At 66.5% G+C, this 23960-nt stretch carries 24 protein-coding genes; 20 read left to right on the plus strand and 4 right to left on the minus strand.

The genetic code is table 11. From position 1 onward, the window contains the following. Positions 1-15: 15 nt before the first annotated feature. From AC1RP5_RS16450 to AC1RP5_RS16485, 8 genes are all read left to right on the plus strand, one after another. The gene (locus tag AC1RP5_RS16450) at positions 16-879 is read left to right on the plus strand and encodes an ATP-binding protein (RefSeq protein ID WP_493112238.1); all 864 of its coding nucleotides are present in this window, start codon (positions 16-18) and stop codon (positions 877-879) included. A 16-nt stretch (positions 880-895) separates the two neighbouring features. Then, positions 896-1486, plus strand: a complete 591-nt coding sequence (locus tag AC1RP5_RS16455; RefSeq protein WP_493112239.1) for a pyridoxamine 5'-phosphate oxidase family protein — start codon at positions 896-898, stop codon at positions 1484-1486. A 149-nt stretch (positions 1487-1635) separates the two neighbouring features. Beyond that, positions 1636-2703, plus strand: coding sequence for an ABC transporter substrate-binding protein (locus AC1RP5_RS16460; RefSeq protein ID WP_493112241.1), 1068 nt, complete (start codon positions 1636-1638; stop codon positions 2701-2703). A 15-nt stretch (positions 2704-2718) separates the two neighbouring features. Next, positions 2719-3783, plus strand: a complete 1065-nt coding sequence (locus tag AC1RP5_RS16465) for an ABC transporter ATP-binding protein (RefSeq protein WP_493112243.1) — start codon at positions 2719-2721, stop codon at positions 3781-3783. Continuing rightward, the gene (locus tag AC1RP5_RS16470) at positions 3780-4631 is read left to right on the plus strand and encodes an ABC transporter permease (protein ID WP_493112245.1); all 852 of its coding nucleotides are present in this window, start codon (positions 3780-3782) and stop codon (positions 4629-4631) included. The genes AC1RP5_RS16465 and AC1RP5_RS16470 overlap by 4 nt, the downstream gene beginning before the upstream one ends. Continuing rightward, positions 4628-5428, plus strand: a complete 801-nt coding sequence (locus AC1RP5_RS16475) for an ABC transporter permease (protein WP_493112247.1) — start codon at positions 4628-4630, stop codon at positions 5426-5428. The genes AC1RP5_RS16470 and AC1RP5_RS16475 overlap by 4 nt, the downstream gene beginning before the upstream one ends. Before the next feature lie 10 nt (positions 5429-5438). Continuing rightward, a complete protein-coding gene (locus AC1RP5_RS16480; protein ID WP_493112248.1) occupies positions 5439-6188 on the plus strand; it encodes an aspartate/glutamate racemase family protein in 750 nt (249 codons plus the stop codon). Between the two features lie 5 nt (positions 6189-6193). Beyond that, positions 6194-7081: a polysaccharide deacetylase family protein gene (locus AC1RP5_RS16485; RefSeq protein ID WP_493112250.1), complete on the plus strand. Its 888-nt coding sequence runs from the start codon at positions 6194-6196 to the stop codon at positions 7079-7081. A gap of 16 nt (positions 7082-7097) precedes the next feature. Here AC1RP5_RS16485 and AC1RP5_RS16490 read toward each other — a convergent pair whose 3' ends face one another. The 3 genes from AC1RP5_RS16490 to AC1RP5_RS16500 form a co-directional block, all read right to left on the minus strand. After that, positions 7098-7766, minus strand: a complete 669-nt coding sequence (locus AC1RP5_RS16490) for a hypothetical protein (RefSeq protein ID WP_493112252.1) — start codon at positions 7764-7766, stop codon at positions 7098-7100. A 168-nt stretch (positions 7767-7934) separates the two neighbouring features. Beyond that, positions 7935-8408: a PaaI family thioesterase gene (locus tag AC1RP5_RS16495; protein ID WP_493112254.1), complete on the minus strand. Its 474-nt coding sequence runs from the start codon at positions 8406-8408 to the stop codon at positions 7935-7937. A gap of 10 nt (positions 8409-8418) precedes the next feature. Next, positions 8419-8910, minus strand: coding sequence for a MarR family winged helix-turn-helix transcriptional regulator (locus AC1RP5_RS16500; RefSeq protein ID WP_493112256.1), 492 nt, complete (start codon positions 8908-8910; stop codon positions 8419-8421). A 57-nt stretch (positions 8911-8967) separates the two neighbouring features. On the opposite strand from AC1RP5_RS16500, the gene AC1RP5_RS16505 reads away from it, so the two are divergent. The 7 genes from AC1RP5_RS16505 to AC1RP5_RS16535 are packed head-to-tail and all read left to right on the plus strand — an operon-like array spanning position 8968 to position 16220. Then, positions 8968-10005 (plus strand): 2Fe-2S iron-sulfur cluster-binding protein, encoded by a 1038-nt coding sequence (locus AC1RP5_RS16505; RefSeq protein WP_493112258.1) that lies wholly within the window; start codon positions 8968-8970, stop codon positions 10003-10005. After that, on the plus strand, positions 10002-10949 hold the full coding sequence (locus tag AC1RP5_RS16510) for an SDR family NAD(P)-dependent oxidoreductase (RefSeq protein WP_493112259.1): 948 nt from the start codon (positions 10002-10004) through the stop codon (positions 10947-10949). The genes AC1RP5_RS16505 and AC1RP5_RS16510 overlap by 4 nt, the downstream gene beginning before the upstream one ends. Positions 10950-10960: 11 nt before the next feature. Next, on the plus strand, positions 10961-11668 hold the full coding sequence (locus AC1RP5_RS16515; RefSeq protein WP_493112261.1) for a Phenylacetic acid catabolic protein: 708 nt from the start codon (positions 10961-10963) through the stop codon (positions 11666-11668). Next, on the plus strand, positions 11665-12222 hold the full coding sequence (locus tag AC1RP5_RS16520) for a hypothetical protein (RefSeq protein ID WP_493112263.1): 558 nt from the start codon (positions 11665-11667) through the stop codon (positions 12220-12222). Before AC1RP5_RS16515 ends, AC1RP5_RS16520 begins: the two co-directional genes overlap by 4 nt. A gap of 14 nt (positions 12223-12236) precedes the next feature. Next, on the plus strand, positions 12237-13073 hold the full coding sequence (locus AC1RP5_RS16525) for an alpha/beta fold hydrolase (protein WP_493112265.1): 837 nt from the start codon (positions 12237-12239) through the stop codon (positions 13071-13073). Positions 13074-13082: 9 nt separating this feature from the next. After that, a complete protein-coding gene (locus tag AC1RP5_RS16530) occupies positions 13083-14618 on the plus strand; it encodes a M81 family metallopeptidase (protein WP_493112267.1) in 1536 nt (511 codons plus the stop codon). 12 nt (positions 14619-14630) lie between these two features. Further along, entirely contained in the window at positions 14631-16220 is a 1590-nt protein-coding gene (locus tag AC1RP5_RS16535) for an ABC transporter substrate-binding protein (protein WP_493112269.1), read from the plus strand. Between the two features lie 71 nt (positions 16221-16291). Here the strand turns inward: AC1RP5_RS16535 and AC1RP5_RS16540 are convergent, their stop codons facing one another. After that, complete coding sequence (locus tag AC1RP5_RS16540; protein WP_493112271.1) at positions 16292-17170, minus strand: pirin family protein; 879 nt, start codon at positions 17168-17170, stop codon at positions 16292-16294. A gap of 39 nt (positions 17171-17209) precedes the next feature. Between AC1RP5_RS16540 and AC1RP5_RS16545 the strand changes: the two genes are divergently transcribed. The 5 genes from AC1RP5_RS16545 to AC1RP5_RS16565 all read left to right on the plus strand — a co-directional run bounded on the left by AC1RP5_RS16545 (position 17210) and on the right by AC1RP5_RS16565 (position 23960). Next, positions 17210-18673 (plus strand): CoA-binding protein, encoded by a 1464-nt coding sequence (locus AC1RP5_RS16545; protein WP_493112273.1) that lies wholly within the window; start codon positions 17210-17212, stop codon positions 18671-18673. Between the two features lie 217 nt (positions 18674-18890). Continuing rightward, positions 18891-20297 (plus strand): M23 family metallopeptidase, encoded by a 1407-nt coding sequence (locus AC1RP5_RS16550; protein WP_493112275.1) that lies wholly within the window; start codon positions 18891-18893, stop codon positions 20295-20297. 128 nt (positions 20298-20425) lie between these two features. Beyond that, positions 20426-21448, plus strand: a complete 1023-nt coding sequence (locus AC1RP5_RS16555; protein ID WP_493112276.1) for an amino acid ABC transporter substrate-binding protein — start codon at positions 20426-20428, stop codon at positions 21446-21448. A gap of 152 nt (positions 21449-21600) precedes the next feature. Next, a complete protein-coding gene (locus tag AC1RP5_RS16560) occupies positions 21601-22638 on the plus strand; it encodes an amino acid ABC transporter substrate-binding protein (protein ID WP_493112278.1) in 1038 nt (345 codons plus the stop codon). A gap of 131 nt (positions 22639-22769) precedes the next feature. Next, positions 22770-23960 carry an amino acid ABC transporter permease gene (locus tag AC1RP5_RS16565; RefSeq protein ID WP_493112280.1) on the plus strand — a complete coding sequence of 397 codons (1191 nt, stop codon included), beginning with the start codon at positions 22770-22772 and terminating at the stop codon, positions 23958-23960.

The raw sequence follows: 23960 nt of genomic DNA on the forward strand, positions 1-23960 counted from the left end.
AGCGGCCCGGCGACGATGGATCAAGACCTTAAAGCCACTATTTCACGCATTGCGGCAGCCCTCGACCGTCTGGCGCCCCCGCTTCCGGCCGGCGCCGACATCAATGGAGCCGAAGCCTATGTCTGGCACGCGGTCGGTCACCGCCTGGAAGCGGTCCCCAAGGTGAACCGCGTAAACCTCGATCTCCTGGTCGGCATCGACCGCCAGAAGGAGACACTGGTCGAGAACACCCGCCGCTTCGCCAAGGGCCTGCCGGCCAACAACGCGCTGCTCTGGGGATCGCGCGGCGCGGGCAAGAGCTCGATCGTGAAGGCCGTGCACGCCCATGTGAACCGCGAGATGGGCGGACCGCCGGGGCCGCTGGCCCTGATCGAGATCCATCGCGAGGACATCCCGTCCCTGCCCGCGCTGCTCACCATGATCCGCGACTCCAGCCGTCGCTTCATCGTGTTCTGCGACGACCTCTCGTTCGACGGCCAGGACGCCGCCTACAAGTCGCTGAAGGCCGTGCTCGACGGCGGCATCGAGGGCCGGCCGGACAATGTCGTCTTCTACGCGACCTCGAACCGGCGCCACCTGATGCCGCGCGACATGATCGAGAACGAGCGCTCGACAGCGATCAATCCGTCCGAAGCCGTCGAGGAGAAGGTCTCGCTGTCGGACCGCTTCGGCCTGTGGCTCGGCTTCCACAATGCCGACCAGGACACGTTCTTCTCGATGATCGAGGGCTATTGCGAGTTCTACGGGCTCGACGTGCCGAAGGAAGAGCTGCGCAAGCAGGCGGTCGAATGGTCGATCACCCGCGGCTCGCGCTCGGGCCGCGTCGCCTGGCAGTTCATCCAGGAAATCGCCGGACGACTCGGCAAGAAACTGGGGTAGCGATGGAGCGACTGGGATGAGCGATCCCGAAGACGTGATGTTCTCGCCCGCGGTGAAGGCGGAGCAGACGCGTCTCGGGTCGCGCGCCCAGTTCGAGGGCCGGACATGGAACACGGAGATCACCGACGATCTCCGCCAGTTCCTCGGCGTCATCGACACGTTCTTCTTCGCGACGGCCAGCGCTGACGGCCGACCTTATATACAGCATCGCGGCGGGCCGCCGGGCTTTCTGAAACCGATCGGCACCAACACGCTGGCCTTCGCCGACTTTGCGGGCAACCACCAGTACATCTCCCTGGGTCATCTCCGGGAGAACGACCAGGCCCACATCTTCATCCTGCACTTCGCCACCCAGCAGCGGCTGAAACTGTGGGGCCGGGCCCGCATCATCGAGGGCGACCTCGAACTGATGGAACGCCTGGTCGACCCGCGCTACCGGGCACGGCCGATGCGGGCGATCGCCTTCACCATCGAGGCCTGGGACATCAACTGCCGCCAGCACATCGTCCCCCGCTACAGCGAGGCTGAAATCGCGCCCGCCGTCGACCAGCTCGCGAAGCGGATCAAGGAGCTGGAAGAGGAAGTGGCGCGGCTGAAAGGCCAATAAATAAAGCGCAATGTCGTCCTGAGCGCAGCGAAGGACCTAGCGGAACGACCAGACGACTCTGTAGCTGACGCGAGATCCTTCACTTCGCTCAGGATGACAAGGCTAGGCACGGTCCTTGCTTCCCCCGATTCGATTAGGGGGAACTGCCTATGAACAAGTCGTCCACGACCAAGTCCCGGACCGCCGTCCTCAATCGCCGCACCATCCTCGCGGCTGCGGGCGCCGCGACAGCCGCCCTCGCCGCACCGCGCATCCTGCGCGCGCAGGGGAAGGAACTCGTGGTCGGCGGCGCCGCCAGCCACAAGGGCTTCGTCGAAACCATCATCGCCCCGGTCGTCGAGAAGAAGTTCTCCTGCAAGGTCGTGTTCGAGGGATCGCGCTCGCTGGTCAATCTCGAGAAGATGCAGAAGAACAAGGACAAGCAGTACCTGTCGGTCGTCATGATGGACGATCCGGTCATGATCCCGGCCGTCGCCGAGGGCCTGCTCGATCCGCTGACCGCCGCCAAGGTGCCGAACCTCGCCGCCCTGAAGCCCGGCACGATCCACATGGACGGCATGTGGTGCAACTACCTCCAGCCGTGGCTGGGCATCGCCTACAATCCGCAGGCCATGAAGGTAGCACCGACATCATGGGCCGACGTCTACGATCCCAAGTACAAGGGCCGGGTCATCCTGCCGTCGCTGCAGAACACCGAAGGCCTCGCCAACCTGTTCATGGCGGCCTTCCTCGCCACCGGAAAACCGATGGCCGAGGCGCAGAAGGACATCGATGCCGGCTTCAAGAAGCTGGTGACCATCAAGCCCAACCTGCTGACCGCCTACACGCAGATGCCGCAGGCCTACAACCTGCTGGAACAGGGCGAGGGCTTCATGATCTCCAGCGCGATCTCGCAGGTGGCGCTGGAGCGCAAGGCCGCCGGCGCGCCGGTCGAGATCGCCGTGCCGAAGGAAGGCATCTTCGCCATGCCGTCGGGCGTCGCCCTGGTGAAGGGCGGGCCGCAGCCGGACCTGGCCGCCGGCTACATCAACGAGATGATCGGGCCGGAGATCCAGGCCAAGCTTTCGGCCGCCACCTACTCGCTGCCGACCAACAAGGACACGCCCGTGCCGGCCGGCGCACCGACCAACGCGACCATCTTCGGCATCGACTGGAAGTTCGTCGCCGACAATCGCGCCGAATGGGTGAAGCGCTGGGACCGCGACATGGCGATGTAGTCGACAGGCCGCATCGTGACCTCCGACTCCTTCCTCGATGTTGCCGGCGCCGAGAAATCCTTCGGCGGCGTGACCGTGCTGGGCGGCGTGGACCTCCAGGTCGCCGCCGGCGAGTTCATCTCACTGCTGGGTCCCTCGGGATGCGGCAAGACCACCCTGCTCCGCATCGTCGCCGGCCTGCTGGCGGCCGACCGCGGCGCCATCCGGCTCGATGGTGAGGAGATCGGCGCACGGCCGCCGCACCGGCGCGACGTCGGTGTCGTCTTCCAGAACTACGCCCTCTTCCCGCACCTGACGGTGGCCGAGAACATCGCCTTCGGCCTCAAGGCGCGGAAGCATCCCGCCGGCGGGATCGGTCCGACGGTGAAACGCTTCCTTTCGCTGGTCCATCTCAACGACTTCGCCGACCGCTCCGTGCGCGCCCTGTCGGGCGGCCAGCAGCAGCGCGTGGCCGTTGCACGGGCGCTTGCGGTGAAGCCCAAGCTGCTGCTGCTCGACGAACCCTTCTCGGCGCTCGACCGCAAGCTGCGCGAGAACATGCAGATCGAGCTGCGCCGCCTGCTGCGCGAGCTGGGCATCACCGCCGTCTTCGTCACGCACGACCAGGACGAGGCACTCACCATGTCCGACCGCATCGCCGTGATGAACAAGGGCGCGATCGAGCAGCTGGCGGAGCCGGCCACGATCTATCGCTCGCCCGCGACCTCGTTCGTGCTCGAATTCGTCGGTCTCTCCTCGCGTCTCAACGGCATGGTTGTGGGCCAGGACTACGACCACGTCGTCGTCGATACCGCGTTCGGTCCGCTGCGCGCGCCCGGCAGCTTCGTGGCCGGGGCCCCCGTGGTGCTCGCGGTACGTCCGGAGCGCATCAAGGTGAACACGGGCGGGGACTATGCGCTGGTCGCCCGCCTGCGCGACGCGGTGTTCCAGGGATCGAAGGTCCAGCTCCATTTCGAGGCGAAGGACGGCGACCATCTCATGGTCGAGACGGCCGATCTTTCCGAAGGATTGCCGCCGCCGGGTACCGAGATGCGCCTGGGCTGGGCGGTCGCCGACACGCTGATCTATCCGGCGCCATGACGACGAAGAGCGCGCCCTCGCCGTGGCGGGATCCGGTCGCCCTCCTCGCGGTGCCGGCCGTCCTCTACCTGCTGGTCATCTACGCCTTCCCGCTGCTCTGGCTGTTCATGAAGAGCCTGACCGGTCCCACCGGATTCACGGTCCAGCCCTATGTTTCGTTCCTGAGCGACCCCTTCAACTGGCGGGTCGTCGGCAACACGCTCAGGGTCGCCGGCTGGGTCACCCTCGTCTGCTTCCTGATCGGCTATCCCGCCGCCTTTGCCCTCGCCCGCGCAGGCTCGGTCCTGCAGATCGTGATGCTGGTCTCGATCATCCTGCCACTCTCGATCGGCGCGGTGGTCAAGGCCTTCGCCTGGCAGATCGTGCTGCGCCGCGATGGCGTGGTCGCGCAGCTCCTCGTCGGCGTCGGCATCTGGGACGAACCGCAGCGGCTCCTGTTCACCGAGACCGGACTGGTGCTGGGCGCGGCCAACATCTTCCTGCCGTTCATGATCCTGCCGATTTACTCCGTGGTGAAGCTGATCGATCCGCGCCTCAGCGAGGCCGGCGCGACCCTGGGCGCCACGCCGCTCTATCGCTTCACCCACGTCACCCTGCCGCTCACCCTGCCGGGCGTTGTCTCGGGCATCGCCTTCGTCTTTTCAATGAGCGTGTCGATGTTCGTCATTCCCTCGCTGTTGATCGGCGACCGGTTCCAGACGCTGTCGACCCTGATGGGCCGGTCCTTCCTGCTGATGCGCAACGAGCAGCTCGGCTCGACCACGGCGGTCATCCTGCTGGTGCTGGCCGTCTCCATCGTCGTCGGATCGACCTGGTTGGCGCGACGGATCGGAGGCAGCACGACATGACCGCCATCGAGCGTGCTTCGCAGTATTTCGTCTGGTTCATCGCGGGCTTCACCGTCGTCTTCCTGATGACGCCGCTCATCGTCACCGTGCTGGTGTCGTTCGGCTCGACCACGGTCTTCACCCTGCCGCCGCCCGACTGGTCGATGCGCTGGTACGAGCGGCTCGCGAACATGCGGGGCCTCCTGCCGGCATTGATCGTCTCGCTGCAGATCGCCGCCGTCTCGACGGCCATCGCCATGATCCTGGGAACCCTGTGCGCCATTGCCCTGGTGCGGGGACGCTTCCCCGGTCGCGAGACGATCTCGACCTTCCTCGTCTCGCCGCTGATGCTGCCAGGCCTCGTCATCGGCATCGCCATGCTGCAGGGCTTCAAGGCAATGGGCCTGCGCGACGTCTATGCCAGCCTGCTGGTGGCACACGTCGTCATCACGCTGCCCTACGTCGTGCGTACCGTCGTCGGCGCGCTGTCGCTGTTCGACTTCTCGCTGATCGACGCGGCGAGGACCCTGGGCTGCTCCTATCCGGCGGCGCTGACGCGCGTGCTGGTGCCCGCCCTCGCCCCGGCGTTCCTGACCTCGGGCATGTTCGCGTTCCTCGCCTCGATGGACAATTACCCGATCTCGATCTTCTTCACCGACGCCTGGACCAAGACCCTGCCGATCCAGATGCTGCAGTACGTCGAGGAGCGACCCGATCCGACAATCGCCGCGATCTCGGCCTGCCTCGTGCTGCTGGCGATCGTGGCCCTGGTGATCGGCGACCGTCTCGTGGGCTTGCGCAAGCTCGCCGACTTCTGAAGATACCCAAATGAAAATCCTCGTCGCCAATCCCAACACGTCCACCGGCGTGACCGACCGGCTGGTCGCTTCCGGCAAACTCGTCGCCAGCGCCGGCACCGAACTGCAGCCAATGACCGCGCCGCGCGGCGTGCCTTACATCGCCACGCGCGCGGAAGCCGCGATCGGCAGCGCCATGATGCTGGAAATGCTGGCCGAACGGCGCGGCACATTCGACGCCGCCATCGTCGCGGCCTTCGGCGATCCCGGCCTCGGTGGCGCGCGCGAGCTGTTCGACTTCCCGGTCGTCGGCATGGCCGAGGCCGCGATGCTGGTGGCCTGCACCCTCGGCCGGAAGTTCGCGATCGTGAGCTTCGCCAAGGCGCTCGAACCGTGGTTCGCAGAGATCGTCGACTGGCACGGCATGTCCGGCCGCTGCGCCGCCATCCGCACGCCGGACGAAGGCTTCCGTTCGATCGACGACGTACAGCACGAGAAGGAACAGGTGCTGATCGATCTCGCGCTGGGCACGGTGAAGAACGACGGCGCCGACGTCGTCATCCTCGCGGGCGCTCCCCTCGCGGGTCTCGCCAACACCATCCGCGACCGCGTGCCCGTGCCATTGGTCGACGGCATCCAGGCCGCGGTGACGATGGCCGAGGGCCTCGTGCGGCTCAATCCGCGCAAGGCGACGCAGGGCACTTACCGCCGTCCCGCCGCCAAGGATTCCAAAGGCCTATCCGGGCCCCTGGCCGACGTGATCGGCCACAAGGACTCGTAACACCGATGCGCGACCTCAAGGGCTATGGCCGCACGCCGCCCGATCCGAAATGGCCGAACGGCGCCCGCGTAGCCGTCTCCTTCGTGATCAACTTCGAGGAAGGCGCGGAGATGTCGTTGTCGGCGGGCGACGCCCACAACGAGAAGGTCTACGAGGTCACCGACGAGGTCGTGGGCGTTCCCGACCGGTGCATGGAGTCGCATTTCGAGTACGGCACCAAGGCCGCTTGGTGGCGCATCGCCGATTCGCTGGAGCGGCTCGGCGTGCCGGCGACCGTCAGCACCTGCGGGCTTGCCGCCGAACTCTCGCCCTGGCTGATCCAGGACGCCGTGGCGCGCGGCCATGAGATCTCCTGCCATGGCTGGCGTTGGGAAAAGCATGCCCACATGGAGGAGGCGAAGGAACGCGAGATCATCGCCCGCACCGTCAAGGCGCTGACCGAGATTGCAGGGACGCGCCCCGTCGGCTGGCACACGCGCTCGACGCCCTCTCCCAACACCCGTCGCCTGCTCGTCGAAGAAGGCGGCTTCCTCTACGACAGCGACGACTACTCCGACGACCTGCCCTTCCATGTCGAGGTCTCGGGCAAGCGGCACCTGGTGCTGCCCTACAGCTTCGACACCAACGACATGCACTATCACCAGGGCTTCCATCGCTTCGTGTCGGCACGCGACTTCGCCGACTACACGAGCGATGCCTTCGACACGCTGTGGGCCGAGGGCGAGCGGTCGCCGAAGATGATGTCGATCGGCCTGCACCTGCGCATGATCGGCCGGCCCGGCCGCATCGCCGCGCTCGACCGCATCGTGTCTCACATGAAGCAGAAGGGCGGCGCCTGGTTCGCCACACGCCGCCAGATCGCCGAGCACTGGCAGGCGCGGTTTCCCGCCTGACCGCGCCGCGGACGTCCTAGAACGTCGAGCAGCTCAGCTTCGCGCCGATGTACCGGCAGTGGGTCATACGCGGCTGGCCCAATCCGTTGACCATCTGCTGCTGCATGAAGATCGCCTGCTGGTTCTGCGTCCAGGCGGCCAGCGCGATGACGGCCTGCTCACGACGCGCCAGCTCGGCGGTGTCGGAGCGATCGAGGCCGCGTCCGACGGCGTCCGCCGCCGCGATCTGCTGGGCGGCGCCCTCCACCTGTGCGGCATAGCCCGCGCGCGCGAACTCGCCCCAGGTCAGCTTGCCTTCGATCAGGCCGGCCACGACGGCATCCTGCTTGGCATAGCCATCGGCGATGGCGCCAACCAGGAGCGGGTCCTGCTTCCCGGCCGTCTGCAGGCTGATCTGGCGGCAGGTCGTAAGGTCACGATGATAGGCATAGACGTTCGCGACCTCGTCCGGCGTCGCCTTCGAGGTGTTCGCCTGCTGGGCCATGGTGGGCTCGCCGTTCACAAGGAGCCCGCCCAGCACACCAACCGGGCGGCTGCCCGACACTCTGCTGAAACAGGCGTCGGCGACTTTCGTGTCCTCGGTGCCAGCCGGCCTGACGAGGCTCGAATCGGCCAGGGCGGCGGTCGCGCAAGCAACCGTCGAGATGGCAACCATCACCACAAACAGCGTCTTCGTTTCAGCCATCATTTCCCGGACAGTCCTCTCGCCGCTCCTTCAGCGCGCGCCTCTCTAGGCGAAGCAACCGCAAGAAGCACGCCGCTTCAGCAGCATGCGTGCGGGTCGGAACGACGCAGTCACCATTGCTTCTCTTTCACAAGGAAGCATCTTTCACAGCGAGTGAGATCGGGAAGGCTAAGCCTTCACCTTCGGCCGCACGATCTTGATCGTGGAGGTTGAGTGGACGATCAGGCGGCCCTTCTCGTCCTTGAGTTCGCCGTCGAGGAAGCCGACCGAGCCGCCCCAGCGCATCACGCGCCCCTCGGCATAGACGATGCCCGGCCCCATCGCCTCGAAGAAGCTGATCTTGAGTTCGAGCGTCGGCACGGCGACGCCGAGCTTGCCCTTCACGATCGCCGCGTTGGCCATCGCGGTATCGACCATGCCGGTCAGGAAGCCGCCCTGGCAGATGCGGCCCTGCGAATGGCAGAAGGCCGGCACGACCTCGAAACGGAACCGCGCATAGCCGCGCGTCGAATCGATATCGAGCAGTTCGCCGTTCAGCGTCTTCAAAGCTTCGGGCGGATTGGCGCGAAGAATCTCGAGCATCTCGGAGTCGTGCACGAAGTCCTTGGCGGCGTTCTGGAAGTCGGGATGGGCTGAGCTCATGGGGCGCGGACTATAACGAACGGGCAGACGCCCGCACCTTTTCCAGCAGGTCGATCAGCGTCCGCGTTTCGGCCGTCGAAAGGCTCGACGCGATTCGATTCTCGTGGGCGCGAACCAGCCTGACGAACCGGGCGAGCGCCTTTTCTCCAGACGCCGTCAGCGCCAGCGCATGGGTGCGCCCGTCGGTCGGAGACGGGCGGCGCACCAGGAGATCGCGCGCCTGCAAGCGGTCGAGGATCGGCACCAAGGTTGAGCGGTCGATGCCGAGCGCGCGCGCCAGTGCCATCTGGCTCAAGCCGGCATTGCGGTCGACCAATACCAGCAGGCCGAACTCGCCCGGCGTCAACGCCTCGCCCGCCTTGGCGAAGGTCGCGGCGAAGTCGGCAAAGACGGCGGACTGGGTGCGGCGCAGCGCATAGCCCATCAGCGAGGGCAGCAGGCCGCGATCGAGCGGCGCTGACCGGGCCGGCTTGTCCTTGGATGCGGGCTGTGGACGGGCCATCGCCCAAGTGGTAGACGGAGATTGTTTGGGGAGCAAACAAATTCGCCGCCGCACAAGATGAGCTTCAAGGTTCGCATTGCCTCCGCCGACCGCACGATTGACGTGCCGACCGGCGCCACCATCCTGGAAGCCGCGCTCGACGCCGGCATCTCCTATCCGTTCGGCTGCCAGTCGGGGAACTGCGGCGCCTGCAAGTCGCACCTCGTGAAGGGCGAGGTGACGATGGAGGGTTACTCCGAGTTCGCGCTCTCCGACGAGGAGAAGTCGCGCGGCCTGATCCTCGCCTGCCGCGCCGTGCCCTGGGACGAGAGCGAAGTCGCCTGGCTTGAGGAAGACGACCTGATCGTCCATCCGCGCCGCCTCCTTAGCAGCAAGGTCGTGTCGCTCGACGACGCCACGCACGACATCAAGCGCATCCGCCTCGAGATCGTCTCGGGTGGTCCCTTCGACTTCTCGGCCGGCCAGTTCGCCTCGGTCACTTTCGAAGGCTGTCCGCCGCGCGACTATTCGATGGCCAACGTGCCGGGAGATCCCATTCTCGAATTCCACATCCGCCGCACCGCCGGCGGCGCCACCAGCGCCCACGTCGCGGAGAAGCTCAAGGTCGGCGACACGGTGAGGGTCGAGGGTCCCTTCGGCCCCTCGTACCTGCGCGAGAGCCATCGCGGTCCGATCATCGCGGTGGCCGGCGGCTCGGGCATGGCGCCGATCAAGTCGGTGGTCGAGCGCGCGCTGCAGAAGGAACTGCCGCAGCACATCTATCTCTATTTCGGCGTCCGCAGCGAACGCGACCTCTACCTGCACGACCACTTTGCGGCGCTCGCGGAGAAGCACAAGAACCTGCACTTCGTGCCGGTGCTGAGCGAGGGCGACGGTCCGGGCCGGCGGCAGGGCCTCGTTCACGAGGCCGTCGCGCAGGACTTCGACGAGGTCGACGGCTGCAAGGCCTATCTCGCCGGCCCGCCGGTGATGGTCGAGGCCGCGACGCTCCTGCTGGAACAGCGCGGCATGCGCCGCATCGATATCCATGCCGACGCCTTCTACACGGCGGCGGAAATGGCAACCGCAGGCAAGAAAACGGGAGCGGAACAATGAGCGGTCTTCTGCAGGGAAGGGTCGCCATCGTCACCGGCGCCGGCCGCGGCATCGGCCGCGCCATCGCCGAGCAGCTGGTGGCCGAAGGCGCCAAGATCATTGTGGCCGACAATGGCGCGTCGATCTCGGGCGATGGCGGCGATCCAGAAGTGGCGCGCACGGCCGCCAAGGAGCTGAACGACAAGGCGGGCGCGAAGAACGCACTGGCCTTCACCGAAAGCGTCGCCTCGCCCGGTGTCGGCAAGCAGCTCGTCGACCTCGCGGTGAAGACCTTCGGCGGCATCGACATCGTCGTGAACAACGCCGCCATCCTGCGCGACGCCTTCGTCTTCCGCGCCGATCCAGCCGACTGGGACGCGGTGATCCGCACCAATCTCTCTTCGGCCTTCTACCTGATCAACGCGGCCTCCGGCGTCATGCGCGACCAGGGCAAGACCGGACGCGGCGGCAAGGACGGCTACGACTGGGGTCGCATCGTCAACATGGTCTCCTCGGCCGGCCTCTACGGCAATCTCGGCCAGGCCGCCTATGCCAGCGCCAAGGCGGGCCTGTTTGGCCTGACGCGCGTCACCGCCATGGACCTCGCGCGCGCGCAGATCACCGCCAATGCCGTGGCACCGTTCGCCCGCACCCGCGTCACCGATATCATCCAGCCCGCCAACGAGGCGCAGACGACTTACAAGGAACGCGCCCTCAAGATTGGCGCTCACCACGTCGCCAATCTCGTGACGGCGCTCTGCTCGCCGGCGGGCAAGCCCATCACCGGCCAGTTGCTGGGCGTGCGCGGCCGCGAAGTCTTCCTGTTCGGCCAGCCACGCCCGATCGCCCAGCTCGAAGCCGGTGCACCGGATGCCCTGGCCGGCGACATCGCCGGCAAACTCGGCGGCCAGTTCACCGATCTCACGACCGATCTCGAAGCCTTCAATACCGAACCTCTCGTCTGAGGAGAGCCACCGTGACCCAGTCCATCATCGTCAAGACCGTCGAAGAGCTGAAGGACGCACCCGAGGAGTATCGCGAGGCCATCGGCAAGCTTGTGATCAGCCATGCCGTGAACGAACTCTACGGCGCCCAGGTGTTCGACGAGCCGGCCATCGCCTACGCGCCGACGCCCTACGCCAAGTGGCTGACCTGCCGCGTCGCCATGGAGGAATACGGCCATCACGTGCGCTTCAAGCAGCTCGGCGTGCAGATGGGTATCCCCGAGGAGCGCATGGTGCCGGGCACGGGCAAGCGGCCGCTCTCAATCTTCGAGTTCCCGCTGAAGAACTGGCAGGAGTTCGTCGCCATCAAGCTGCTGGCCGACTTGGCCGAGATCCTGCAGGTCGAAGACCTGCTCCACTGCACCTTCCATCCGCTGCGCAACCTCGCGCGTGCGACGATGCCGGAGGAGCGCTTCCACGCGCAGTTCGGCGAGGACTTCACCGCCGAGCTGATCAAGACACCCGAAGGCAAGGCCTCGCTTCAGGCCGCCATCGACGAATACTTCCCGTATCTTCCCTCGTTCTTCGGCGGCTCGAAGTCGCGCAACAACGACATCTTCCGCAAGTGGAACATCAAGCAGCGCACCAACGACGAGATGCGCGCCGACTTCATGAACCGCGCCTCCGAGGTCACCGCCAAGTACGGCCTCACTCTGCCGGAGGTGCGGCAGGCGGCGTGACCTCGGTCGTCGCCCTGCCGCGCACCGTCCTCGACCGGCTGACGGCGGAGATTCGTGCGGCCTCGTGGTTCGCCGCTCTCGGCGAACCGCTGACCGACGGCGATCGCACCGACGCCGCATCCTATGCCGCTTCACTCGGCTTTGATGGTCTGGACAGCGGCATCGCACGGGACTGGCCGGAAGCGGAGGCGATGCTGAAGGGGCCCGACTGGTCGCCGCTCTGGTGGGATCGCGAGGAGGCCGTGCGTCGTGAGCTGCTGCAGCGCGCGGAAGCCCGCTATCCCGAGCGCGCTTTGTGGACCGCGCTCACGGAGCTCACCACCGAAGCCGGCGAACTGGTGCACGGCAAGGCGGCCACCGCGGCCGGTCGCATGGGCGACGCGGCCAAGGCGTCGGTCCATGTTGCGGCAGGTGCGGCCTCGCAGGCAGTCTATCAGCTCGCCGTTGCGCGACTGGCCGGCGAACAGGGCTCGCCCTTCGAAAGCAAGTTTCGTCTGTTCGCCGCGGGGCGCTGGCCGCTCGGCATTGTGGGGACTAGGCTGATCCTCTTCTGAAGGAGAGGCTCAGCATGAGTTCCCATACCGCGCCGTCGCGCACGGTCGGTCGGTTGAAGCGGCCGTTCGGCAATCTCTACTACGAGGTCTCGGGCAGCGGCCCGGCGCTGGTCTTCGCGCACGGGCTGGGTGGCAATCAACTGAGCTGGTGGCAGCAGGTGGCGTACTTCGCACCGAACTACACATGCGTCAGCTTCGCCCATCGCGGCTTCGCGCCTTCGGATCCCGTCGCAGCCGGCGTCGATCCCGCCGACTATGCCGGCGATCTCGCCGCGCTGATCGATCATCTCGGCTTCGCCGACGTGCGCCTCGTCGGGCAGTCGATGGGCGGCTGGACGATGCTCGAATATGCGCTGGCGCATCAGGATCGCGTGAAGGCGCTGGTGCTGAGCTCCACCTCCGGCACGATCGACCGGCGTGGCGCCGATCCATCGGGTGGCGCGAAGTACGATGCGTGGTTCGCGGCGGCCGAAGCGGCGATCGCCGCCGGCATGGCTCGCGGCATCCATCCGGCGATGGGCGAACGGGCGGCCGAGCGCTTCCCGGCCCTGCATCTTCTCTATCGCAGCGTCGACGAGATGGCGGGCACGCTCGACAAGGAGAAGCTGCGCGCGGGCCTGCGCCGCACGGCGACGCGCACCCTGACCGAGTTCAAGACGTTCCGCGTGCCGACGTTGCTGATCGCCGGTGGCGAGGACGTCGTCTTCCCGCCCTTCCTGGCAAGCGCCATCGCGACAAGCCTGCCCTGCGGCGAAGCCCACACGATTGCCGATGCCGGACACTCGCCCTATTTCGAGCAGGCCGTTAAATTCAACACGCTGGTCGACGCGTTCCTCGCGCGACAGCGCTAGGAGGTTTCGTTGTCCCAGGACAATCCGCGTATCGCCGTTCTCGGCTTCGCCATCGAGTGCAACCGCTTCTCGCCGGTGACGACGGCGGAGGATTTCGAACACGACGTCGACATCCGCGGCAATCGCATCGTGAGCGAGGCGCGCTCGGGCAAGTCGATCACCATGCCCGATCTGCCCGGCTTCTTCGACGAGATGGACCGCACCGGCAACTGGACGCCCGTTCCGTTGCGCGTGTCGCTGGCCCAGCCCGGCGGCCCGGTCGAGGAGCAGTTCTTCAAGGCGTATCTCGCCGAGATCGAGGCCGGCCTGAAGTCGGTCCTGCCGGTCGACGCGATCTTCGTCTCCTGCCATGGCGCCGCACTGGCGCAGGGCACCGACGATCCCGACGGCGACCTGTTCGAGATCCTGCGCCGCGTCGCCGGTCCCGACGTGCCGATCGTCTCGGTGTTCGACCTGCACGCCAACGTCTCGCGCCGGATGACCGATAATCTCAGCGCCTTCGTGGGCTATCTCGAGAACCCGCACATCGACATCTACGAGCGCGGCGTCGAGGCGGCCAAGCACATGCGCGAGCTGCTGACCGGCGTGAAGACGGCGATCGAGATGGTGAAGATCCCGCTGGTGCCGCCGCAGATCGCGCTGCTGACCGCGAAGGGCCCCTATGCCGACCTGATCAACTACGGCCAGACCAAGGTCGGGGGCGACATCCTGAACGTCTCGGTGATGGCGGGCTTCGCCTACAGCGACAGCCCCAAGAACGGCCTCACCGCCGTCGTCACCGCGCGCAACGGCAACCGCAAGGCGGCGGCCGACCTCGCGCTCGACATCGCCCAGCGCGCCTGGGGCATGAGGGAGCGCTTCAAGCGCGAGGCGATGACCCTGGCCGACGCGGTGCAGTTCGCGGTCTCGGTCGGCCGCGACCGCCGCCGCAAGCCGATCATCCTGGCCGACGTCGCCGACAATCCCGGCGGCGGCGGGCGTGGCAACACGACTTATCTGTTGCGGGCCCTCAAGGGCGCCAAGGCGCAGGGCGTGTATTTCGGCGTGTTCAACGACGCCGCCCTCGCCGCCCAGGCGCACGAGCTGGGCGAAGGCGCGATCTTCAACGCCTCCTTCAACACGCAAGAGCACCAGGAATTCTCCCTGCCGTTCGATTGCGAGGCGAAGGTCGTGAAGCTGTCCGACGGCCAGTATGTCGGCCGTCGCGGCGTGCTGCGGAACGTCTCTGCCGACATGGGGCCGTCTGCCCTGCTCAACCTCGGCGGCATCCTGATCGTCGTCATCAGCATCCGCTGCCAGTGCATGGACCCGCGCCAGTTCGAGATGTTTGGCTTGGACATTGCACAGGCCCGCACGGTGGTCGTGAAGAGCCGCGGCCACTTCCGCGGCGGTTTCGACGAGTTCTTCCAGCCGGGCCAGATCTACGAAGTCGATTGTCCGGGCCTGACCTCGCCGGTGCTGGCGAACTTCACCTGGACCAAGCTGCCGCGGCCCGTCTATCCGCTCGACGAGGAAACGACCTGGAGCCCGCCGGCGTCCGCTTAGGGAGTGTTGCGTATGTTGCGTCGTTCATTGCTGGCCCTCGCGGCCCTTTGCGTTCCTGTTCTCGCGATCGCGCCGGCTCATGCTCAGTCGGGTACCGCGGCCAACAAGACGCTGCGCGTCGTGATGCAGTCGGATCTGAAAATCCTCGATCCGATCTGGACGACGGCCTACATCGTCCGCAACCACGGCTACATGATCTACGACACGCTGTTCGCGCTCGACGCCAAGCTCGAGCCGCAGCCCCAGATGGTCGATAGCTGGACGCTCAGCGACGACAAGCTCACCTGGACCTTCAAGCTGCGTGACGGGCTGAAGTGGCACGACGGCCAGCCGGTGACCTCGGCCGACGTCATCCCCTCGATCAAGCGCTGGACGGAACGCGACACCTTGGGCGGCCTGCTGGCCAAGCAGACGCAGGAAATAAAGGCAATCGACGACAAGACCTTCCAGATCGTCCTGAAGGAGCCGTTCGCCATCATGCTGAAGGCGATCGGCAAGCCGAGCTCGACACCGCTGCTCATCATGCCCGAGCGCGTGGCCAAGACGCCGTCGAACCAGCAGATCTCCGACTTCACCGGCTCGGGCCCCTTCGTCTTCAAGAAGGACGAATGGAAGGCCGGCGAGAAGGTCGTCTATGTGCGCTTCGCCGACTACAAGCCGCGCGCCGAGCCGCCGTCGGGTCTCGCCGGCGGCAAGGTCGCCAAGCTCGACCGGGTCGAGTGGGTCTCGATCCCCGACACGCAGACCGCGATCAACGCACTGCAGCAGGGCGAGATCGACATGATCGAGCAACCCTCGCACGACCTGCTGCCGGTGCTCGAGAAGGACAAGAACATCGAGATCGTCAATCTCGACAAGCTCGGCAACACCTACGTGCTGCGCTTCAACTGGAAGCAGCCGCCGTTCAACGACGTCCGCATCCGCCGCGCCGCCGAGGTCGCGCTGAACCAGAAGGACTTCCTGCAGGGCGTGATCGGCGACCCGCGCTACTACCAGGTCTGCAAGGCCGTCTTCGGGTGCGGCACGCCGTTCGAGAATTCGGCCGGCATGGACGGCATCCTGGAATCGAACTTCGAGGAATCGAAGAAGATGCTGAAGGAGGCCGGCTACGACGGCACGCCGATCGTGCTGCTGCAGTCGACCGACCTCGCCGTGCTGACCAACCTCGCGCCGATCGCCAAGACGCTGCTGGAGCGCGGCGGCTTCAAGGTCGACATGCAGTCGATGGATTGGCAGACGGTCGTCAGCCGCCGCTCCAAGAAGGACCCGATCGCCCAGGGTGGTTGGAACATCTCGATGACGGCGGCGGCAGCGGTGCTGCTGATCGATCCGATCAACAACCACTATGCCGAGGCGAGCGGCGACCGCGCCCAGTTCGGCTGGCCGCTCGACGAGGAGATCGAGCGGCTGCGGATGGCCTTCACCCGCGAGAGCGATCCCGCGAAGCAGAAGGAGATCGCCGTGCAGGTCCAGAAGCGCATGATGGACCAGGGCGTGACCGTCCCGCTCGGCCAGTACCTGCAGCCGATGGCGCGCCGCAAGGGCGTGACGGGCAACCTCGAATCGCCCATCACGGTCTTCTGGAACGTCGAGAAGAAGTAGTCGGATCTTTTCGGACCGCGGGCCTCCAGGCCCGCCTCATGAGCGGGCCTGGAGGCCCGCGGTCCGAAGAACTACTTGTCCGGCAGCGGGATGAACTCGGGATCTCCCGCCACCATGGCGAAGCGCTTCTCGCGCCAGTCTTCCTTGGCCTTCTCGATGCGCTCCTTGCTCGAGGAGACGAAGTTCCACCAGATGTGACGCGGGCCATCGATCGCGGCGCCGCCCAGCAGCATCGCCTTGGCGCCGTCGGGACCGGCCAGCGCCTCGACCGTCTGGCCGGGCGCCAGCACCGCAAGGTCGCCGACACCGAACTGGCTTTCGCCCACGACGATCATGCCTTCGGCGACATAGATCGCGCGCTCCTCGTGGTCGGGCGTCACCTTCAGCGCGGCGCCCGCTTTCATCTCCACGCCGACATAGAAGATCGGCGAGAAATGCGTGGTCGGCGCGGTGCGACCGGCATAGGTGCCGACGATCAGGCGCAACGCCGAGCCTCCTTCCGTCCACGACGGCAACCTCGCCGCCTCGACATGCTCGAAGGCCGGCGCGGTCTCTTCGTGTGACTTGGGCAGCGCCACCCAGGTCTGGACGCCGTGCATGCGGAAGCCGGTCGCGCGCATCTCCGGCTCGGTCCGCTCGCTGTGCACGATGCCGCTGCCGGCGGTCATCCAGTTGACGTCGCCCGGCCGGATCGCCTGCGAATAGCCCAGGCTGTCGCGGTGATAGATGCCGCCGTCGAACAGATAGGTGACGGTCGCGAGGCCGATGTGCGGATGCGGCCGCACCTCCATGCCGCCACCTGGCGGCACGTCCATCGGCCCGAAATGGTCGAGGAAGATGAACGGCCCGACGGTGCGCCGCTTCACGCTGGGCAGCACGCGTCGGACGGCGAAGCCGCCGCCCAGGTCGTGGGCCCGCCCCTGGATCAGGAGCTCGATCGGATCGGCCATCTTGTTCTCCCTCTACGCCTGTGCTGCAACCAACGCGTCATGCCAGCACCCGCCCGCGACCTCTCGCCTTTCTTCGCCCCCAACAGCATCGCCATCGTGGGCGCCGGCGAACGGGCCACCTCCTCCGGTGGCGCGGTCATGCAGATGCTCCGTCAGGCCGGTTATGGCGGAAGGGTCGTGCCGGTCAATCCCAAGGGCGGAACGATATTCGGTTACGAATCGGTGACCTCGATCGCCGCCATCGAACCCGCGGTCGATCTCGCGGTGATCGTGATCCGGCCCGACGCGATCCTCGAGGCGGTCGGGCAAGCCGCCGACCGTGGCATTCGCAACCTGCTGATCCTGCCGGGCGGGTTTGCCGAGGCGGGCCCGGCCGGCGTGGCGCGCAACGAGGCGCTGCTGAAGCTCGCGGCCGAGCGCGGCCTGACCATCGCCGGCCCCAACTGCGCCGGCATCATCCATCTGGATCCCGCCCGGCCCTTCGCCGCCACTTTCCTGCGTGACCTGCCGCCCGGCGCGACGGCTGCTGGTGCCGGTAACGGCCTCGCCTTCATCTCCCAGTCCGGCGCACTGGCCGAGGAGTTCATCGACAAGGCCAACGCGCGCGGCTTGCCCCTCGTCTCGGTGGTCTCGGTCGGCAATGCCGTCCATCTCGGCGTCGAGGACTATCTCGGCTGGCTGGGCGAGCGGCCCGAGATCGGCACGGCGCTGCTCTACATCGAGTCGATCGAGGACCACGAGCGCTTCCGCGAGGTCGCCCGGCGCGTCTCGGCGACCAAGCCGGTGATTGCCCTGTTCGGCGGCCGCACCGAGATAGGCGGCCGGGCCGCTGCCGCCCATACCGGCGCCGTCGCCAACGACGATGCAGCCATCGACGCCTTCTGCGCCTCCTGCGGTATCGTCCGGGTCAAAAGCCTGCGGCGGCTGCTGCTGGCCGCCAAGGCGTTCGGGCGGTTCCCTCAGGGGCTGGGCCCCCGGACGCTCATCCTGTCCAATTCCGGCGGTCCGGGCGTGCTCTGCGCCGACCAGGCCGGTCTGGAGGGGCTGGAGCTCGCGGCGCTTCCTACAGCCATGGCCGACGTGCTGCGCCAGCAACTGCCGGCCGAAGCCTCGGTCGCCAACCCGATCGACCTGCTGGCGGACGCGCGCGAGGACCGGTTCGGCCTCGCCTTCGAGGCCGCCATGGCCCACGCCGCCCAGGCCTACGACATGGTCCTGATGATCCATGTCGTGCCCTTCATGGTCGACGCCCAGCCGGTCATCGCGCGGCTGGCAGAGCTGGCATCCCGGGCGCCGCTGCCGGCGATGCACAGCATGATGGGCACGCTCCCCGACAAGGAAGCGTGGTTCGCCACCATGGAGCGAGCGGGCGTCCCGATGTTCAACGACGTGGAGGAAATGGCGGAGGCCGCCGGCCTCTTAGCGCGCTACCCCGTTCTTCGCATTGCAGCAAAATTGGAAAGGTTGCCCCCTGTGACCTTTAAAGACCGCAGACGCGCCTGAGGCTGAAAGCCTAACATTTCCAACATGTTAGGTGGTTTTCACGGGTGTTGCATTTTTGCAACTTTTTGTTGGACTTGTGGATACTCCGTGGCCAAAGTGCCCCTCAAGCGGGGCACGCGGGGGGCATCGACCGGGGGAGGTCGATGGATCGCTAGTCGCCTCAAAGTCAATTTGTAGCGTTCAATGGAATGGGAGAGGCCGACCGATGACGTCCAACATGACGCGTCCCAAACGCGCCTATTGCTGGCGAACCGTCCGCACCTTCGTGGCAGCGACCTTTGCAATCTCTTCGATCTTCTGCGCCGCCGGCGCCATGGCCCAGGTGAAGGCGCCGCCCAAGAACCAGCTCAAGAAACCCGCTCCCCGGGCCGCCGCTCCGTCCACCGCCCCCAGTGAAGACGTCCAGGCCTTTTCGATCGCGGCCGACAGCTCGGTCGCCCAGCAGCTCATCCTTCTCCGCGTCGACCCGAACGACGCCCAGGCCGCCGCCGACGCGGTCGGCAAGGCGCTCAGCCAGCCCGAGGTGAAGGCCGCCAGCTCCGGACGTGCCGTGCTCGCCCCCCAGGGCGCCGGCCAGCCCAAGCGCCTCGTGTCCCTCCAGCTCTATTCCAACAAGTCGCTGGCCGTCGATCTGGCCCGCGGCAATGACGGATCGTTCGGCTTCAAGCTCGCCCCGGGTGCCACCGAGGACGACGACGAGCGCGTCTCGAGCCTGCCGGGCTCGGCGCCGTCGACGGCCGGTGCCGGCGCCCGCTCCGTGGTGGCCGATTCGGTCAAGACCATGAAGACGAGCAGCGCCACGCTCGCCACCACCCTCGCCCCGACCGGCGCCAATCCAGCGGCACTCAAGGACCTCTTCCAGGCGCTTTCCGGCTTCTCTGCCGCCGCCGCCAAGATCGACGTCGTCCAGGGCCGGACCGTCGACGGCACGCCGCGCGTCCTCGTCGCCAGCCTGGGCGAAGGCGCGGCCAAGCAATCCTTCTGGTGGTTCGCGCCGCCGAACCAGCCCGAAGGCTGGTTCGACGATCAGGGCCGCCGCCTCGGCGGCACGGCGCTGGCCAACCCGCGACCGGAAGCACGCATGTCCTCGCCGTTCGGTACGCGCCATTATTACGGCCGCAAGAGCAGCAACGCCTTCCACAACGGCCTCGATTTCGAGGGCAAGACCGGCGAGCCGATCTATTCGGCAGCCGATGGCACGATCAATCACCAGGGCTGGTACTTCAACTATGGCCGGACGGTGAAGATCAGCCACGCCGACAATTTCGAGACCCTGTACGCGCACATGTCGCGCTTCGCCGACGGCGTCGGCCCGGGCTCGAAAGTCCGCAAGGGCGACCTGATCGGCTATATCGGCTCTACCGGCCGGTCGACCGGAGCCCATCTGCACTTCTCCGTGATCGTGAACGGCCAGTTCGTCGATCCCGCGCCCTACATCTCCGAGAAGGGCGGCAACAACACGCTGGTCGGCGAGCAGCTCGTCTCCTATCGGCAGTGGCAGCAGGAGATCAAGCGCGCGTCCGATCGCGGCCGCAGCAGCAGCGGCAACCCCTATCCGGGCCTCCAGGGCGCCGAGCCGTGGTCGTCGAACCCCTTCTCGTCGCGCTCCGCCGACCGCCTCTAAGCGGCCATAGTCGGGCGCGCAGCGCCGTTGCGCGCGCCCAGTTGTTCGCCTAGGAATTGCGTCATCGATCCTGAACGGCCGCATCAATGGCCGACGGGACGTCAGAGGCAACCACGAGGGAAGGCATAATGTTCAACAAAATGATGGCCGGCATCGTCGCCGCCGGTCTGGTCGGCGTCGCCGGTACGGCGTACGCGGGCAAGGATCTCGATGCGATCAAGGCGCGCGGCCAGCTCATCTGCGGCGTCAGCACCGGTGTCGCGGGCTTCGCGGCGGCCGACAGCCAGGGCAAGTGGACCGGCATCGACGTCGATGTCTGCCGCGCCGTCGCGGCTGCGATCTTCGGCGATGCCGACAAGGTCAAGTTCGTGCCGACCACCGCCCAGCAGCGCTTCACCGCGCTCCAGTCGGGTGAGGTCGATCTCCTGGTCCGCACCACCACCTACACGCTGACCCGCGACACCGCGCTCGGCTTCGATTTCACGGGCATCAACTACTACGATGGCCAGGGCTTCATGGTGAACAAGAAGCTCGGCGTGAAGAGCGCCAAGGAGCTGAACGGCGCCACGGTCTGCGTGCAGCCGGGCACCACCACCGAGCTCAACCTCGCCGACTACTTCCGTGCCAACAAGATGACCTTCAAGCCGGTCGTCATCGAGAAGATCGAGGAGGTCCGCGCCGCCTTCTTCGCCGGCCGCTGCGACGTGTTCACGACCGACGCCTCGGGCCTCTACGCCACGCGCGCGGCGAACGCGCCGACGCCGGATGACTACATCATCCTGCCGGAAATCATCTCGAAGGAGCCGCTGGGCCCGGTCGTCCGTCATGGCGACAACCAGTTCGCCGACATCGTGCGCTGGTCGCTGTACGCCATGCTCGAGGCCGAGGAATACGGCATCACGTCCAAGAACGTCGACGAGATGCTGAAGAGCGACAACCCCTCGATCAAGCGCATCCTCGGCGTCACGCCGGGCATGGGCAAGGCGCTCGGCGTCGACGAGAAGTGGGTCTACAACATCATCAAGCAGGTCGGTAACTACGGCGAGGTCTTCGACCGCACCGTCGGCATGGGCTCGCCGCTCAAGATCGCGCGCGGCCAGAACGCGCTGTGGACCCAGGGCGGTCTGCAGTACGCCCCGCCGATCCGCTAAGCTTCCCGATACGACAACACTGCGAACCGCCGCCCGAGAGGGCGGCGGTTTTCGTTTGGGCCCTCGCCGAAGGTTATCCCGGTGCTTTGGCCTACGGCTTGCAAGCCCCCGGAAGAAGGCGGCATTGTGGTGATCCAAAAACAGGGGGTGAAATGCACAAGAAGATCGTAGCCGCAGTCGCCGGTCTGGCCGCCACTGTCTTCGGCGCCGCCGGGACGGCCCATGCGGGCAAGGACCTCGACGCCATCAGGGCGCGCGGCACGCTGAATTGCGGTGTCGGCATCGGCACGGCGGGCTTCATGCTGGCCGACAGCCAGGGCAAGTGGAAAGGCCTCTCGGTCGACGTCTGCCGCGCCGTCGCGGCCGCCATCTTCGGCGACGCCGACAAGGTCAGGTACATCCCCCTCACCTCGCAGCAGCGCTTCACCGCCGTGCAGTCGAGCGAAGTCGACATGGTGATGGGCAACGCCACCTACACGCTGACCCGCGACACGGCGCTCGGCCTCGATTTCACCGGCGTCTATTACTATGACGGCCAGGGCTTCCTGGTCCCGAAGAAGCTCGGCGTGAAGAGCGCCAAGGAGCTGAACGGCGCCACGGTCTGCGTGGCCCCCGGGACCACCACCGAACTCAACCTCGCCGACTACTTCCGCACCAACAAGATGACCTTCAAGCCGGTCGTCATCGAGAAGGTCGACGAGATCCGGTCCGCGTTCTTCTCCGGCCGTTGCGACGTCTACACGACCGACGCGTCGAGCCTCGCCGCGACCCGGGCCGCCAACGTGCCGCCGCCGCAGACCTTCGACGACTACGTCATCCTGCCGGAAATCATCTCCAAGGAGCCGCTGGGCCCGGTCGTGCGCCACGGCGACAACCAGTTCGCAGACATCGTGCGCTGGGCGTTCTACGCCATGCTCGAGGCCGAGGAATACGGCATCACGTCCAAGAACGTCGACGAGATGCTGAAGAGCGACAATCCCAGCATCAAGCGCATCCTCGGCGTCACGCCGGGCATGGGCAAGGCGCTCGGGGTCGACGAGAAGTGGGTCTACAACATCATCAAGCAGGTCGGTAACTACGGCGAGGCCTTCGACCGCAACGTCGGCATGGGCTCACCGCTCAAGATCCCGCGCGGCCAGAACGCGCTGTGGACACAGGGCGGCTTGCAGTACGCCCCGCCGATCCGTTAGTGGGTGCGATTGGGGACAAGAGACGGTGGGATTTGCCCGGTTGCGCCCGGGTAATTCCCACCTACACTGAGGGCAATATCGGGCAGATAACGCCCGCGCGGACAATCCGCATCGGGCAGGGGGAATAGCGTATGGCAGTCGAGACTCTCGGCTCTGCGCCACGTGTGAAAGTGGCTCCGTGGAACGATCCGGTCATTCGAGGCTGGGTCTTCCAGATCATCGTGGTCGGCGCCGTCGGGTTCCTTGCCTGGTATCTGGTCAGCAACACCATCGACAATCTGCAGCGCCAGAAGATCGCGAGCGGCTTCCACTATCTGGAGCGGGAAGCCGGCTTCGAGATCGGCGACACGATGATCGAGTATTCGCCGGCGAGCACCTACGCCCGCGCGATCTGGGTCGGCATCCTCAACACGCTGCGCGTCGCCGTCCTCGGCATCCTGCTCAGCACCATCCTCGGTACGCTGGTCGGCGTCGGGCGGCTCTCGCCCAACTGGCTGCTCAGCCGGATCTGCGCCTGGTACGTCGAAGCGTTCCGCAACGTGCCGCTGCTGCTGTGGCTGTTCCTCTTCTACAAGCTGATCAGCGAAGCCTTTCCCGGCCCGCGGCAGGCGATCTCGCTGCTCTGGAGCAGCGTGTTCCTCAGCAATCGCGGTGTCTATTTCCCGGTCCCGATGGCCGATCCCATCCATAAATGGATGGGCCTCGCCTTCCTGGTGGCCATTGCCGCCGCATGGGCCGTCAATCGCTGGGGCAAGAAGCGCCAGGAAGCCACAGGCCAGCCCTTCCCCGCCATTTCGGCGAGCCTCGGCATCCTGATCGGCCTGCCCTTCATCGTCTGGCTGATCGGCGGCGCGCCGCATCATCTGAGCTGGCCCGAGCTGAAGGGCTTCAACTTCTCCGGCGGCACCGTCATCCAGCCCGAGTTCACCGCGCTGCTGGTGGGTCTCGTGCTCTACACGTCCGCCTTCGTGGCCGAGATCGTCCGCTCCGGCATCCTGGCCCTGCACAAGGGCCAGAGCGAGGCTGCCGCGGCGCTCGGCCTGTCGCGCGGCCAGTCGATGCGGCTGGTGCTGTTGCCGCAGGCGCTGCGCGTCATCGTCCCGCCGATGACCAGCCAGTATCTCAACATCACCAAGAACAGCTCGCTCGCCATCGCGATCGGCTACCCCGACCTCGTCGCCTCGGTGAACGTCACGATCAACCAGACCGGCCAGGCGATCGAGAACATCCTGATCATCATGGCCGCTTACCTCTCGGTCAGCCTTTCGATCTCGGCGTTCATGAACTGGTACAATAAACGTATCGCCCTGAGGGAGCGCTGA

It is taken from the genome of Reyranella sp. GW821-FHT12G01, assembly GCF_058806575.1.